Genomic DNA, 13,897 nt, shown 5'->3' with positions numbered 1-13,897 from the left:
CACGGAGCGGGCCGTCCACCCAGGAGGAAGACCCCCGTGAGTCTGCGCGGCGTGCTCGACGTCGTCCTCACCGATCCCGGCGTCGCGCGCGTGGTGGCCGCGGCCGGGTCCGCCGAGCTCGCCGTGACCGCACCGCCGCCGGTGCAGCCGCTCGTCGCCGCCGCCCTGGCCGCGCGGGAGCCGGGTGCCGGCGTCCCGGTGCTGCTGGTCACCGCCGGCGAGCGGGACGCCGACGCCGCCGCGGACGTGCTGCGCTGCTTCCTGCCCGACCGCCGCGTGGAGACCTTCCCGTCCTGGGAGACGCTGCCGCACGAGCGGCTGTCCCCGCGGGCGGACACCGTCGGCCGCCGGCTGGCCGTGCTGCGCGAGCTGACCCACCCCGGCGACACCGGCATCGACGTGCTGGTCGCACCGGTGCGCAGCGTGCTGCAGCCGCTGGCCCCCGGCCTCGGCGACCTCGTGCCGGTCGAGCTGAAGGCCGGCGGCACCGCCGAGCTCGACGACGTCGCCCGCGCGCTGTCCGACGCCGCCTACACCCGCGTGGAGCTGGTCGAGAAGCGCGGCGAGTTCGCCGTCCGCGGCGGCCTGCTCGACGTCTTCCCGCCCACCGAGCCGCACCCGGTCCGCGTGGAGTTCTGGGGCGACGAGGTCGACGAGCTGCGCTACTTCTCCGCCGCCGACCAGCGCTCCCTCGACGAGCGGCCCGAGCGGCTGTGGGCGCCGCCGTGCCGAGAGCTGCTGCTCACCGACGCCGTCCGCGCCCGCGCCGCCGAGCTCGCCGCGCAGCACCCGGGCCTGGCCGAGCTGCTCGGCAAGCTCGCCGAGGGCATCGCCGTCGAGGGCATGGAGTCGCTGACCCCCGCGCTGGTCGAGGGGCAGCTGCAGCTGCTCACCGACCTGCTGCCCGCCGGCACCCACGTGCTCGTCGCCGACCCCGAGCGGGTCCGCAGCCGGGCCGCCGACCTGGTGCGCACCGCCGAGGAGTTCCTCGCCGCGTCCTGGGCCACCGCCGCCGAGGCCGGCGAGGCGCCGCTGGACCTGGGCGCGTCGTCGTTCCGCGAGCTGGCCGACGTCGAGGCCGCCGCCCGGGGCCGCGGCCTGCCGTGGTGGACCACCGGCGCGTTCACGCTGGACGTCGACGACGAGTCGTCGGTGACCCTGCAGGCGGGCACCGTCGAGCGCTTCTCCGGCGACCTCGACCGCGCCGTCGAGACGCTGCGCGGCTGGACCCGCGACGGCTGGCGGGTCGTCGTCACCTTCGCCGGCCCCGGCCCCGCGCAGCGCGCCGCCGACCAGTTCGGCGCCGCCGACCTCGGCGTGCGGCTGGTGCCCGGCATCGAGTCCGCGCCCGAGGCGAACCTGACCTCGATCACCCAGGGCAGCCTGGAGTCCGGCTTCGCGCTGCCCGGCGTGGGGCTGGCGCTGGTCACCGAGCACGACCTCACCGGCCAGCGCGGCACCACCATGCGCGACGCGGTGAAGATGCCCGCGCGCCGCCGCAACGCCGTCGACCTGGTGCAGCTGCAGCCCGGCGACCTCGTCGTCCACGAGCAGCACGGCATCGGCCGCTACGTCGAGATGGTCAGCCGCACCGTGCACGGCGGCCAGCGCGACTACCTGATCGTCGAGTACGCGCCCGGCAAGCGGAACCAGCCGCCGGACCGGCTGTTCGTGCCCACCGACTCCCTCGACCAGCTCACCCGCTACGTCGGCGGCGAGCAGCCGGCGCTGTCCAAGCTCGGCGGCGCCGACTGGGCGAAGACCAAGGGCCAGGCCCGCCGGGCGGTCAAGCAGATCGCCGCCGAGCTCATCCGGCTCTACTCCGCCCGGATGGCGACCTCGGGGCACGCCTTCGGCCCCGACACGGTCTGGCAGCGCGAGCTCGAGGACGCCTTCCCGTTCCAGGAGACCCCCGACCAGCTCGCCGCGATCGACGAGGTCAAGGCGGACATGCAGAACCCGGTCCCGATGGACCGGATCATCTGCGGCGACGTCGGCTACGGGAAGACCGAGATCGCCGTCCGCGCCGCGTTCAAGGCGGTGCAGGACGGCAAGCAGGTCGCCGTCCTGGTGCCGACGACGCTGCTGGCCAACCAGCACTTCAAGACCTTCTCCGAGCGGTTCGCCCAGTTCCCGGTGACGGTGAAGGTGCTCTCCCGCTTCCAGTCCGACGCCGAGACCCGGCAGATCCTCGAGGAGCTGGCCCGCGGCGAGGTGGACGTGCTCGTCGGCACCCACCGGCTGCTGCAGCCGACCACCCGCTGGAAGGACCTCGGGCTGGTCGTCGTCGACGAGGAGCAGCGCTTCGGCGTCGAGCACAAGGAGTACCTGAAGACGATGCGGACGGCGGTCGACGTCCTGTCGATGTCGGCCACCCCGATCCCGCGCACGCTGGAGATGAGCCTGACCGGCATCCGCGAGATGTCGACGATCCTCACGCCCCCGGAGGAGCGGCACCCGGTGCTCACCTACGTGGGCGCGTGGGACGACAAGCAGATGGCCGCCGCGATCCGCCGCGAGCTGCTGCGCGACGGCCAGGTGTTCGTCATCCACAACCGGGTGCAGTCGATCGACAAGGCCGCGGCGAAGATCCGCCGGCTGGTGCCCGAGGCCCGCGTCGCCGTCGGCCACGGCCAGATGAAGGAGCACGAGCTCGAGCGGATCATGGTCGGCTTCTGGGAGAAGGAGTACGACGTCCTGGTCGCGACGACGATCGTCGAGTCCGGCCTGGACATCCCCAACGCCAACACCCTGATCGTCGACCGCGCCGACACCTTCGGCCTCTCCCAGCTGCACCAGATCCGCGGCCGGGTGGGGCGTGGCCGCGAGCGTGCGTACGCCTACTTCACCTACGACCCGTCGCGGCCGCTGACCGAGACCTCGGTCGACCGGCTGACCACCATCGCGCACAACACCGACCTCGGCGCCGGCATGGCCGTGGCGATGAAGGACCTGGAGATCCGCGGCGCGGGCAACCTGCTCGGCGGCGAGCAGTCCGGGCACATCGCCGGGGTCGGCTTCGACCTCTACGTGCGGCTGGTCGGCGAGGCGGTGGCCGACTACAAGGCGCAGGTCGGCGGCGAGGAGGCGCCGGCCGAGCCGCTCGAGGTGCGGGTGGACCTGCCGGTCGACGCCCACCTGCCGCACGACTACGTGCCCGGCGAGCGGCTGCGGATGGAGGCCTACCGCAAGGTCGCCTCGGTGCAGGACGACGACCAGGCGCAGGCGGTGCTCGACGAGCTCACCGACCGGTACGGCGCCCCGCCGGCGCCGGTGCTCAACCTGCTCGCGGTCGCCCGCTTCCGCGCGGCGATGCGGGCGCTGGGCATCACCGAGGTGTCGCTGCAGGGCCGCGCCATCCGGGTCTCGCCGGTGCCGCTGCGGGAGTCGCAGCAGATGCGGCTGGCCCGGCTGGCCGACGGCGCCACCTACAAGTCCGCCGTCCAGACGGTGTCGCTCAAGGTCCCGGTCGGCCCCGACCGGCGCACCCCGCTCCGCGACGTCGCGCTGCTCGAGCACCTGCACTCGCTGCTGAAGGCGGTCGTCGAGCAGCCGGTCGCCGCCTGAGGCGGCGCCTGCGACGACCGTCACACCCCATGTGGCAGCCTGCCCGGGTGCGCACCCGCCGTCCCGCCGCCGTCGTCCTCGGGCTCGTGGCCGCCGCCGTCACGGTGACCGGCTGCCGGACCTCGCCCAACGTCGCCGCCTACGTCGGGGACCAGCAGGTGACCGTGGCCGAGCTGCAGGCCGCCGTCGACGAGCGGCTGGCCGACCCCGCGATCGCCGAGGCCGTCGGGGGCGGCGGCACCGACTACACCCGCCAGGTGCTCACCCTGCTCGTGCGCCAGGAGCTCTACGCCGAGGCGGCCCGGCGCAGCGACGTCGAGGTCGGCGACGCCGAGGTCGGCGCGTTCATCGAGACCGCGCTGGCCGGCCGCGACGTGGAGGAGCTCTACGCGCAGGCCGCCTCGCAGGGCTACTCGCGCGAGGACATCCGGGAGAGCGCCCGCCAGCAGCTGCTGCGCCGGGAGCTCGGTGTCGCCGCCGGTGAGGACCCCGGGACCGACGAGGCCGCGCTGCGCGCCCGGTACGAGGAGGTCCGCGCCGGCCTGGAGCAGGTGGAGCTCGGCTACTTCGCCGTCCCCGACCAGGCCACCGCCGACGCCGTCGTCGCCGAGCTGGCCGCCGCGCCCGCCTCGTACCCGGCGGTCGCGGCGCGGTACCCGGGCGAGATCACCCTGCCCGCGCTGCAGCCGACCGGCACCGCCGACGTCCCCGCGCCGCTGGCCGAGGGCGTGGCCGCCGCCCCGCCGAACACCGGCTTCAGCGTCACCGTCGGCGACGTGCCCGGCGTGGTGGTCGCCTTCGTCGGGCAGCGGACGACGCCGTCGTTCGAGGAGGTCCGGCCGCAGCTGGAGGACGAGGCCGCGCAGGGCGCCGAGGAGGCCGGGGCGGCGGTGGTCGACGAGGTCCGCGACGACGTCGGCGTCACCGTCAACCCGCGCTACGGCGAGTTCGGTGACCAGGACGTGGTGCAGGAGGCGGAGGGCGGCGTGGTCGACCTGCTCGACGACGCCGGTGCCGCGGCCCCCACCACCGGCGAGGGCTGACCCGGTGCCCCCGGCCGTCGTCGTCACGGTCAGCCCGCGGCTGCCCGGCCTGCTCGGCCCGGCCGGCTGGGCCGCGCTGGCCGGGCGCCGGATCGCCGCGCTGCCCGGTGCCGCGGCCACCGCGGACGTGCTGCGCGCCGCCGGGTGGCAGGTCGCCGACGCCGCCGACGCGGCCGGCCTGGACTGCGACGTCGCCTGCCTCGCGGCCCCGGGGGAGGACGTGGCCGGGCGGCCGGTCGTCGACGGCGCCCCCGAGCCGCCCGGCGCCCACCTGCTCGACGTCGTCGCGGTGATGGACCGGCTGCGCTCGCCCGGCGGCTGCCCCTGGGACGCCGAGCAGACCCACTCCTCGCTGCGCGGCTACCTCCTCGAGGAGGCGCACGAGGCCTACGACGCCATCGTCGACGACGATCCGGTCGCGATGCGCGAGGAGCTCGGCGACGTGCTGCTGCAGGTCGTCTTCCACGCCCGCGTCGCCGCCGAGGCCGGCCCGGACCGGCGCTTCGACGTCGACGACGTGGCCCGCGACCTGGTCGAGAAGCTGGTCCGCCGGCACCCGCACGTGTTCGGCGACGCCGGTCCCCGCGACGTGGCCGGCGTCGAGGCGGGCTGGGAGGAGATCAAGAAGGCGGAGAAGCAGCGGCGCTCGCCCACCGAGGGCGTCTCGCGCTCGCAGCCGGCCACCGCGTGGGGGACGGCGCTGGTGCGGCGGGCCGCCCGGGCCGGGTTCCCGACGCCGGAGCCGGCCGAGCTGGGCTCGACGTCGCCGGAGGAGCTCGGGGAGCGGCTGCTGGCCGTGGTCGCCGCGGCCGCGCAGCGCGGCTGGGACGCCGAGGACGCGCTGCGCGAGGCGGTCCGCCGCTACGCCGGCGAGCTCGACGCCGAGGCCCGCCGCCGCGGCTAGCCGACGGGGAGTCGCTCGGCCGGCGCGGTGGTGACCCGTGGCGCGGTGAGCATGGCCTTCAGCGCGCCGAGCACGCCCAGCCCGGCGACCGCGGCGGCGCACCAGACGCCCGGCCCGAGCCGGTGGACGTCCCAGCCGGCGTCCACCAGGCGTGCGACGACCGCGGCGGCCACGGCCAGCGCGACCCCCAGCGCCAGCACCCCGGACACCCGGTGGCCGCGCGCGGGGCGGAGCAGCAGGAGCCCGAGGACGACGAGCACCGCACCGCCGAGCGCCACCGCCGCCGGCTGCCACAGGCCGGTGCGCCCGAGCTCGTCGACCCCCTCCCGGGCCGCGTCGACGGCGCGCACCACCAGGTGCAGCCCGGTGGTCTCCTCCCCCCGTTCCCACGGCAGCCACACGCTGGCCCCGTCGGCCACGCCGGCCAGCAGCAGGAGCACCCCGCCGACGACGTCGGGGCGCCGCACGTAGGCCAGCCGGCCGGGGCCGGCCGCCACCCCGGCCACCGTCGTGCCGTCCGGGACCGGCTCGACGTCCTCGTCGTCGTCCTCGGCGGGGTCCGGCGCGAACCCGAGGACGGAGGGAGCCGCCTCCGCGGCCACGTCCACGGGGGGTGGTGTCGGCGCGGCTCCGGCGCCGTACCCGGGGGGTCGCTGCTGCTGGCGCTCGGTCATCGGGTCCTCCGACGGCGCAGACGTGGGGAAGACGCCCGCCACGACGAGGTTATCGCCGGATCGGTTCCGCCGAGGCCGCACCGTGACCGCTCCGTTACCGGAGTCCCGGGGACCACGCGTCCCGGGTGAACCCCGCCCGCCTCGCTAGGCTGCTCACCGTGCCGAGCATCGATGCCGTAGGCGCGCGGGAGATCCTGGACTCGCGCGGTAACCCCACCGTGGAGGTCGAGGTCGCCCTCGACGACGGGACGATCGCGCGGGCCGCGGTCCCGAGCGGCGCCTCCACCGGCGCCTTCGAGGCGGTGGAGCTGCGCGACGGGGACGACCGCTACGGCGGCAAGGGCGTCACCAAGGCCGTCGACGGCGTCCTCGACGTCATCGGCCCCGAGCTGGTCGGCTACGAGGCCACCGAGCAGCGGCTGGTCGACCAGCGCCTGCTCGACCTCGACGGCACCCCGGACAAGTCGCGGCTGGGCGCCAACGCGATCCTCGGCGTCAGCCTCGCCGTCGCCCGCGCCGCCGCCGAGTCCACCGGCCTGCCGCTGTTCCGCTACGTCGGCGGGCCGTCGTCCCACCTGCTGCCGGTGCCGATGATGAACATCCTCAACGGCGGCGCCCACGCCGACAGCAACGTCGACGTGCAGGAGTTCATGATCGCCCCGATCGGGGCGGCGACCTTCGCCGAGGCGCTGGCCGTGGGCACGGAGACCTACCACGCGCTCAAGTCGGTGCTGAAGGGCCGCGGCCTGTCCACCGGCCTCGGTGACGAGGGCGGCTTCGCGCCCGACCTGCCGACCAACCGGGCCGCGCTCGACCTCATCGCCGAGGCGGTGGAGAAGGCCGGCTACTCCCTGGGCACCGACATCGCCTTCGCCCTCGACGTCGCCGCCACCGAGTTCCACGGCGAGGGCGGCTACGACTTCGAGGGGCAGACCCGCTCTGCGGAGTACCTCGTCGACTACTACCGCGAGCTCGTCGACGCCTACCCGGTGGTCTCCATCGAGGACCCGCTGTCGGAGGAGGACTGGGACGGCTGGGTCGCCATGACCGCCGCCCTCGGTGACCGCGTGCAGATCGTCGGCGACGACCTGTTCGTCACCAACCCGGCCCGCCTCGCCGACGGGATCGAGCGCGGGGCCGCGAACGCGCTGCTGGTCAAGGTCAACCAGATCGGCACCCTGACCGAGACCCTCGACGCGGTGAACCTGGCGCACCGCAACGGCTACCGCTGCATGATGAGCCACCGCTCGGGCGAGACCGAGGACACCACGATCGCCGACCTCGCCGTCGCCACCGACTGCGGGCAGATCAAGACCGGCGCGCCGGCGCGCAGCGAGCGGGTGGCGAAGTACAACCAGCTGCTGCGCATCGAGGAGGAGCTCGACGACGCCGCGCGCTACGCCGGCGCGGCGGCCTTCCCGCGCCTGCGGACCTCCTGACCCGGTGAGCGCCGGTTCGGGGCGGCGGCGCTCGACCGGCCGCCCGCTGTCGCACGCGGCGTCGCGGCCGGTCCCGGCCGGGACGCGGTCGGGCGCCGGCAGCCGTCCCGAGGCCCGCCGCCCCGGCCGGCGCACGCCGCCGCGGACGCCCGCGCGTCCCGCGGCGGCGCGCCGGCCGCTGTTCACCGGCCGGACCGTGGTGTTCGTCGGGCTGCTCCTGCTGCTGTCGCTCACGCTGGCCGGACCGGTGCGGCAGTGGCTGGACGGCCGTGCCGAGATCGCCCGGCTGGCCGCGGAGAGCACCGCCTACGACGAGCGCATCGCCGACCTGCAGGCCGAGCTCGAGCGGCAGGCCGACCCGGCGTGGACCGCCCGCGAGGCCCGCGAGCGGCTGGCCTACGTGCTGCCCGGCGACCGGCTCGTCGTCGTGGTCGACGGCGAGGCGGCCGAGGGCGACGCCGGCACGCTGCCCGACGCCGTCGACGCCGCGCCGCGGCCCTGGTACGAGGAGCTGCTCGGCTCGGTGGCCGACGCCGACGGCTGAGGGGCGCCGTCGGGCCCGTCGAGCCGCTGCCGCAGACTTCCCTGGTGACCACCCCGACCACCCCGGGACGCCGGGTGCACGAGCCGATCACGCCGGAGGAGCGCGAGGTCGTCGCCCGGCAGCTGGGCCGGCCGCCGCGCGCCGTGCGGGCGGTCGCGCACCGCTGCCCGTGCGGCCAGCCCGACGTCGTCCAGACCTCGCCGCGGCTGGAGGACGGCACGCCGTTCCCCACGCTGTACTACCTGACCTGCCCGCGGGCGTCGGCGGCCGCCAGCCGGCTGGAGTCCACCGGGCGCATGCGCGAGTGGCAGGCCGACCTCGGCACCGACGCCGACCTCGCCGCGGCCTACCGGGCGGCGCACGAGGCCTACCTGGCCGAGCGCGACGCCCTCGGCGAGCTGCCCACCCGCAACACCGCCGGCGGCATGCCCGACCGGGTCAAGTGCCTGCACGCCCTGGCCGGCCACGCGCTGGCCGCGGGGCCCGGCGTCAACCCGATCGGCGACCGCGCGGTGGCCGGGATGGGGGAGTGGTGGGCCGCCGGCCCCTGCGCGCAGCCGGAGGAGCGGCCGTGACCCGGGTGGCCGCGATCGACTGCGGCACCAACTCCATCCGCCTGCTCGTCGCCGACGTGCCGCCCGAGGGCGCGCACACCGACCTGCTGCGCCGCATGGAGGTCGTGCGGCTGGGCCAGGGCGTGGACGCCACCGGCCGGCTCGCCCCCGAGGCGATCGAGCGCACCCGGGTGGTGCTCGCCGAGTACGCCGCGCAGGCCCGCGACCTCGGCGCCACCGCGGTGCGGATGGTGGCCACCAGTGCCACCCGCGACGCCGCCAACCGCGCGGACTTCGAGGCGATGGTGCTGGCCACGCTCGGCCGTCCGCCGGACGTCGTCCCGGGCGACGAGGAGGCGCGACTGTCCTTCCTCGGCGCCACCGCCTCCCTCGCCGCCGCGGCCGCCGCGCACGGCGGCCCGCCGCCGCGCCCGCCCTACCTGGTGGTCGACATCGGCGGCGGGTCGACCGAGTTCGTCCTCGGCGACGCCTCCGGGGTGCGCGCCGCCCGCTCCGTCGACGTCGGCTGCGTGCGGCTGACCGAGCGGCACCTGCACGGCGACCCGCCGACGGCGGACGAGATCGGCGCCAGCGAGGCCGACATCCGCGCGGCGCTGGCCGAGGTGGCCGCGGCGGTGCCGGTGGAGGAGGCGGTCACGCTGGTCGGCCTGGCCGGCTCGGTGACCACGGTGGCCGCCCTCGCGCTGCGGCTGCCCGCCTACGACGCCGAGGCCATCCACGGCTCGCGCGTCCCGGTCTCGGCGGTCCGCTCGGTCACCGCCGGGCTGCTGACCGCCACCCGCGAACGCCGGGCCGCGTACCCGGTCATGCACCCCGGGCGGGTCGACGTCATCGGCGCCGGCGCGCTGGTGCTGCGGGTGGTCATGGACGCGTTCGCGCTCGACGAGGTCGTCGTCAGCGAGCACGACATCCTCGACGGCATCGCGCTGCGGCTCGCCCGGGGGTGACCGTCAGCCGGCCTCGTTGAGGCCGGGCGGCAGCTTGCCGGTCAGCTGCTGGTAGGCCGTGGCCGCGCCGCGGGCGGCCAGCAGCCGGCCGGCCGCGACCGCCAGCCCGGAGAACGCGGCCCAGGCGAGCGCGTCCGGCCAGGAGACACCGGGCGCGGCCGGGTTCTTCGGCGGGGTCGTGCCGCGGGCCGCGTACCAGGCGGCGTCGGTGAGCTTGCGGACGGCGATGCCCGACACGGTGGCCGTCCCCGTGCCGAGGAGCTTCCAGGTCAGCGGCGCCTTCTGCTTGCGGGCCATGGGGTGATCATGCCTGGCGCCCCCGCGCTCCGCGCGCCCCCGGGCGGGTGGTCCACTGGGCGGGTGGCGGTCGACGCGCAGGGGTTCCCGGTCACGCGGACGCCGGCGGGGGTGGCCCGGTCGGCGCGCGCGGCCCGCGACCTCGCCGTCCTGGACGCCCGGATCTCGGGCTGCCGGGCCTGCCCGCGCCTGGTGACCTGGCGCGAGGAGGTCGCCCGGGTCAAGCGCGCGTCCTTCCGCGACCAGGACTACTGGGGCCGCCCGGTGCCCGGCCTGGGCCCGGCCGACGCGCGGATCGCCGTCGTCGGGCTGGCGCCGGCCGCGCACGGCGGCAACCGCACCGGGCGGGTCTTCACCGGCGACCGCAGCGGCGACTGGATCTTCGCCGCGCTGTGGCGGGCGGGCCTGGCGAGCCAGCCGACGTCGACGCACGTCGGGGACGGCCTCGAGCTCACCGGCGTGCGGGTGGCCGCCGCGGTCCGCTGCGCGCCCCCGGACAACGCGCCGACGCCGGCCGAACGCGACACCTGCTCGCCGTGGCTGGCCCGCGAGCTGGCGCTGCTGCCCGACCTGCGGGTGGTCGTCGTCCTCGGCGGGTTCGGCTGGACGGCGCTGTGGCCGGTCCTCGCCGGGGCGGGGTACGTCCTGCCCCGCCCGCGGCCGGCGTTCGGCCACGGCGTGGAGGTGGCGCTGCAGGGGCCGCGCGGGCCGCTGACCCTGCTCGGCAGCTACCACGTCAGCCAGCAGAACACGTTCACCGGCCGGCTGACCGAGCCGATGCTGGACGCCGTCCTGTCCCGGGCCACGGAGCTCGCCGGGACCGGCTGAGCCGGAGCACGGCCGGAGGGCCGCCCTAGGCTGGGCGGCACCGGGCAGCCGTCCGCAGCGCGCCCGCCCCCGTGGCCCAATCGGCAGAGGCAGGCCCCTTAAAAGGGTCGCAGTGTGGGTTCGAGTCCCACCGGGGGCACCGGTCCGCACCCGCAGTTCTTCCGGCCCCATAGCGCATGCGGGCGAGGAAATCCAGGGGTTGACGTCCCCCGTGACCGTCTTGACAAGGTGACCCTGAGCAACGGAGCTCACACCCTACGTTCGAGGGGACGTCGTCCATGACCCAGGTCCACCCGTCCCGCCGGTCGCGGCTCGCCGTGATCGGCAGTGCCGGCGCCATCGCGCTGGCCGGGAGCGTGGTCGCCGCGCTGCCCGCCGGTGCCGCCGGCGGCTGCGAGACCCGCACCAACAACACCGTCGCCAAGCTGACCGAGTGCGTCACGCTCGAGGGCGTCACGGAGCACCTCGAGGCGTTCCAGGCGATCGCCGACGCCAACGGCGGCAACCGCGCCTCGGGCACCGCGGGCTACGACGCCTCGGTCGACTACGTGGAGGAGCGGCTGGAGGCGGTCGGCTACACCGTCCACGTCCAGGGGTTCGAGTTCCCGTTCTTCCGGCTGGGTGAGAGCTCGTTCAGCCGCGTCGCGCCCACGGCGACGACGTACACGGTGGGCACCGACTACGCGCCGATGACCTACACCGGCCCGGGCACGGTCGACGACGGCGTCGTCGCCCCGGTCGACCTCGCCGGCACGGGTCTGGGCAGCGGCTGCGAGGCCACGGACTTCGCCGGCCTCGCAGCCGAGTCGGTGGCCCTCGTCCAGCGGGGCGGCTGCGCCTTCGCCGTCAAGGCGCAGAACGCTGAGGCCGCCGGGGCTTCCGCGGTCATCGTCTTCAACAACACGGCCGGCCCGCTCAACGGCACCCTGGGCGCTCCCGGGATCACCATCCCGGTCATCGGCGTCCCCACGGCCCTGGGCCAGGAGCTCGCCGCCGCGGGCACGACCGTCGACCTGACCGTCGACGCGGAGAGCGAGATCCGCGACACCTACAACGTCGTCGCCGAACTGCCCGGCCGCACCTCGGACAACGTGGTCATGGCCGGTGCGCACCTCGACTCCGTGCTCGCGGGCCCGGGCATCAACGACAACGGCTCCGGCAGCGCGGCGATCCTCGAGGTCGCCGAGAACATCACCAAGCTGAAGCCGGAGAACACCATCCGGTTCGCCTGGTGGGGCGCCGAGGAGCTCGGCCTGCTCGGCTCCGAGCACTACGTCTCGCAGCTGAGTGACCAGCAGAAGGCCGACATCGGGCTGTACCTGAACTTCGACATGGTCGGCTCGCCGAACTTCGCCCGGTTCGTCTACGACGGCGACCAGTCGGACTTCCGGGCGCCGGTGACGGTCCCCGAGGGCTCGGCCCAGATCGAGTACGTCCTCGAGGACTACTTCGAGGCGCAGGGCCTGTGGTACGAGGGCAGCGAGTTCAGCGGCCGCAGCGACTACCAGGCGTTCATCGAGAACGGCATCCCCTCCGGTGGCCTGTTCACCGGCGCCGAGGTCCTCAAGCAGGCGTACCAGGTGCCGCTGTACGGCGGTACCGCCGGGGTCGCCTACGACCCGAACTACCACCAGGCCGGGGACACGATCGACAACGTCGACCCGAAGGCACTCGAGACGAACTCCGACGCCATCGCCTACTCGGTGCTGACCCTGGGCTACGACACGTCCCGGGTGAACGGCGTGGCCGGCCGGCCGGTGCCGGGTGGCACGTTCGAGGAGGACCCGACCGACCGCCAGTTCCGGGTGACCCCGGAGCAGAAGGCCGGCGGTGGCGGCCTCTCGCCGGACCACGACCACGACCACGACCACGGCGGGGTCGAGGCCTGACCTCCACCTCCCCGCACGACCCGGGGGCGCGGCACCGCACGGTGTCGCGCCCCCGGCGCGTCTTCCCACCCGGTCGGGGGTACTGGCAGGGTCAGGAACGCGCAGGCCACCTGCGGCGTTGTAGGAACCGAGTGGGGTGCGAGGTAGCAGCCCACCGACCGACCAGTCACCTCGAGGAGATGACGATGCCCAGCTCCAACCCGGTCTTCGGCCGGGGCTTCGCCAACGCCGCGTCCGGCGGTGGCCAGCCGTACGGCCAGGGCTACGGCGCTCCCGGCTACGGCCAGCAGTACGGCCAGCAGGGCTACGCCGCTCCCGGTCAGCAGCAGTACGGCCAGCCCCACGGCCAGCAGTACGGCGCGCCCCAGGGCTACGGCGCCCCGCAGGGCTACGGCGCGCCCCAGGGCTACGGCGCCCCGGCCCCCGCCGGGCCGTACGGGCCGCCGGCCACCCGCTACATGACGATGGACGACGTCGTCCAGAAGACGGGCCTGTCGTTCCTCGTCACCGTCCTGGCCGCCGCCGCCGTCTGGGCGCTGCCCGGCCAGGCCGCGTGGGGCCTGGCGCTGCCCGCGGTGCTCGTGGCCTTCGTCCTGGGCCTGGTGATCAGCTTCAAGCAGATCGCCAACCCGGCGGCGACGCTGGCCTACGGCGCGCTCTACGGTGTCGCGCTCGGCGCCATCAGCGAGGCCTTCAACACGGTCTACCCCGGGATCGTGATCCAGGCGGTGATCGGCACCTTCGGTGTCTTCGCCGGCATGCTCGTCGTCTACAAGACCGGCGCCATCCGGGTCACCCCCAAGCTGACCCGCTGGATCGTCGGCGCCCTGTTCGGCGTCCTGGCCCTGGTCCTGGTCAACCTGCTCGTGTCGTTCTTCGTCCCGGGCGGCCTGGGCCTGCGTGACGGCGGCCCGCTGGCCATCGTCTTCAGCCTCGTCGTGATCGGTGTGGCGGCCTTCTCGCTGCTGCTCGACTTCGACATGGCCGACCAGGCGATCCGCCGCGGCGCCCCGGCCAAGTTCGCCTGGTACATCGCCTTCGGCCTGCTCGTCACGGTCGTCTGGCTGTACCTGGAGATCCTGCGGCTGCTGTCCTACTTCCAGGACAACTGACCCGCAGCACGTCCCGGTGGCCCGGTCCCCCTCAAGGGGCCGGGCCACCGGCGTCTGCCGGGCCGGACGACGCCGGAT

At 75.5% G+C, this 13,897-nt stretch carries 12 protein-coding genes and 1 tRNA gene; 11 read left to right on the top strand and 2 right to left on the bottom strand.

Annotated elements, in window-relative coordinates; translation table 11 throughout:
• The first annotated feature begins 36 nt into the window (after positions 1-36).
• Genes mfd through ACI8AK_RS09865 form a run of 3 tightly spaced genes read left to right on the top strand, consistent with a single transcriptional unit; the run spans position 37 to position 5,514 of the window.
• Positions 37-3,567 carry a transcription-repair coupling factor gene (mfd, locus tag ACI8AK_RS09875; RefSeq protein WP_387987907.1) on the top strand — a complete coding sequence of 1,177 codons (3,531 nt, stop codon included), beginning with the start codon at positions 37-39 and terminating at the stop codon, positions 3,565-3,567.
• Positions 3,568-3,596: 29 nt separating this feature from the next.
• A complete protein-coding gene (locus ACI8AK_RS09870) occupies positions 3,597-4,610 on the top strand; it encodes a SurA N-terminal domain-containing protein (RefSeq protein WP_387987906.1) in 1,014 nt (337 codons plus the stop codon).
• A 4-nt stretch (positions 4,611-4,614) separates the two neighbouring features.
• Positions 4,615-5,514: a MazG family protein gene (locus ACI8AK_RS09865; RefSeq protein ID WP_456956058.1), complete on the top strand. Its 900-nt coding sequence runs from the start codon at positions 4,615-4,617 to the stop codon at positions 5,512-5,514.
• Here ACI8AK_RS09865 and ACI8AK_RS09860 read toward each other — a convergent pair.
• Positions 5,511-6,122: a hypothetical protein gene (locus ACI8AK_RS09860; RefSeq protein WP_456956056.1), complete on the bottom strand. Its 612-nt coding sequence runs from the start codon at positions 6,120-6,122 to the stop codon at positions 5,511-5,513. The two genes, ACI8AK_RS09865 and ACI8AK_RS09860, sit on opposite strands and share 4 nt — an antisense overlap.
• A 224-nt stretch (positions 6,123-6,346) precedes the next feature.
• Here ACI8AK_RS09860 and eno point away from each other — a divergent pair, with 224 nt between their 5' ends.
• From eno to ACI8AK_RS09840, 4 genes are read left to right on the top strand one after another with little or no spacing between them, the layout of a single operon-like run.
• On the top strand, positions 6,347-7,627 hold the full coding sequence (gene eno / locus ACI8AK_RS09855; RefSeq protein WP_387987903.1) for a phosphopyruvate hydratase: 1,281 nt from the start codon (positions 6,347-6,349) through the stop codon (positions 7,625-7,627).
• A gap of 4 nt (positions 7,628-7,631) precedes the next feature.
• Positions 7,632-8,171 (top strand): FtsB family cell division protein, encoded by a 540-nt coding sequence (locus tag ACI8AK_RS09850; RefSeq protein WP_456903342.1) that lies wholly within the window; start codon positions 7,632-7,634, stop codon positions 8,169-8,171.
• 44 nt (positions 8,172-8,215) lie between these two features.
• Positions 8,216-8,746, top strand: coding sequence for a DUF501 domain-containing protein (locus ACI8AK_RS09845; RefSeq protein WP_387987901.1), 531 nt, complete (start codon positions 8,216-8,218; stop codon positions 8,744-8,746).
• Complete coding sequence (locus ACI8AK_RS09840; protein ID WP_456948753.1) at positions 8,743-9,693, top strand: Ppx/GppA phosphatase family protein; 951 nt, start codon at positions 8,743-8,745, stop codon at positions 9,691-9,693. Before ACI8AK_RS09845 ends, ACI8AK_RS09840 begins: the two co-directional genes overlap by 4 nt.
• Before the next feature lie 3 nt (positions 9,694-9,696).
• Here ACI8AK_RS09840 and ACI8AK_RS09835 read toward each other — a convergent pair whose 3' ends face one another.
• The gene (locus tag ACI8AK_RS09835) at positions 9,697-9,990 is read right to left on the bottom strand and encodes a DUF4235 domain-containing protein (RefSeq protein WP_387987899.1); all 294 of its coding nucleotides are present in this window, start codon (positions 9,988-9,990) and stop codon (positions 9,697-9,699) included.
• Between the two features lie 63 nt (positions 9,991-10,053).
• On the opposite strand from ACI8AK_RS09835, the gene ACI8AK_RS09830 reads away from it, so the two are divergent.
• From ACI8AK_RS09830 to ACI8AK_RS09815, 4 genes are all read left to right on the top strand, one after another.
• Positions 10,054-10,818 (top strand): uracil-DNA glycosylase, encoded by a 765-nt coding sequence (locus tag ACI8AK_RS09830; RefSeq protein ID WP_387987898.1) that lies wholly within the window; start codon positions 10,054-10,056, stop codon positions 10,816-10,818.
• A 65-nt stretch (positions 10,819-10,883) separates the two neighbouring features.
• Positions 10,884-10,957, top strand: a tRNA-Leu gene (locus ACI8AK_RS09825).
• 139 nt (positions 10,958-11,096) lie between these two features.
• A complete protein-coding gene (locus tag ACI8AK_RS09820; protein ID WP_456956055.1) occupies positions 11,097-12,707 on the top strand; it encodes a M28 family metallopeptidase in 1,611 nt (536 codons plus the stop codon).
• A gap of 185 nt (positions 12,708-12,892) precedes the next feature.
• A complete protein-coding gene (locus tag ACI8AK_RS09815) occupies positions 12,893-13,819 on the top strand; it encodes a Bax inhibitor-1/YccA family protein (protein WP_456903338.1) in 927 nt (308 codons plus the stop codon).
• Positions 13,820-13,897 lie beyond the last annotated feature (78 nt).

The sequence above is a fragment of the Geodermatophilus sp. SYSU D00867 genome, assembly GCF_054050315.1.
The sequence above is the reverse complement of the archived record's forward strand: the minus strand, read 5'-3'. Positions and strand labels throughout refer to the sequence as shown.

Bases quoted from the DNA above. Each gene is read 5' to 3' on its own strand.
- ACI8AK_RS09870 (WP_387987906.1), top strand. From the start codon at position 3,597: ATGTGGCAGCCTGCCCGGGTGCGCACCCGCCGTCCCGCCGCCGTCGTC.
- ACI8AK_RS09835 (WP_387987899.1), bottom strand. From the start codon at position 9,990: ATGGCCCGCAAGCAGAAGGCGCCGCTGACCTGGAAGCTCCTCGGCACG.
- ACI8AK_RS09820 (WP_456956055.1), top strand. From the start codon at position 11,097: ATGACCCAGGTCCACCCGTCCCGCCGGTCGCGGCTCGCCGTGATCGGC.
- ACI8AK_RS09815 (WP_456903338.1), top strand. From the start codon at position 12,893: ATGCCCAGCTCCAACCCGGTCTTCGGCCGGGGCTTCGCCAACGCCGCG.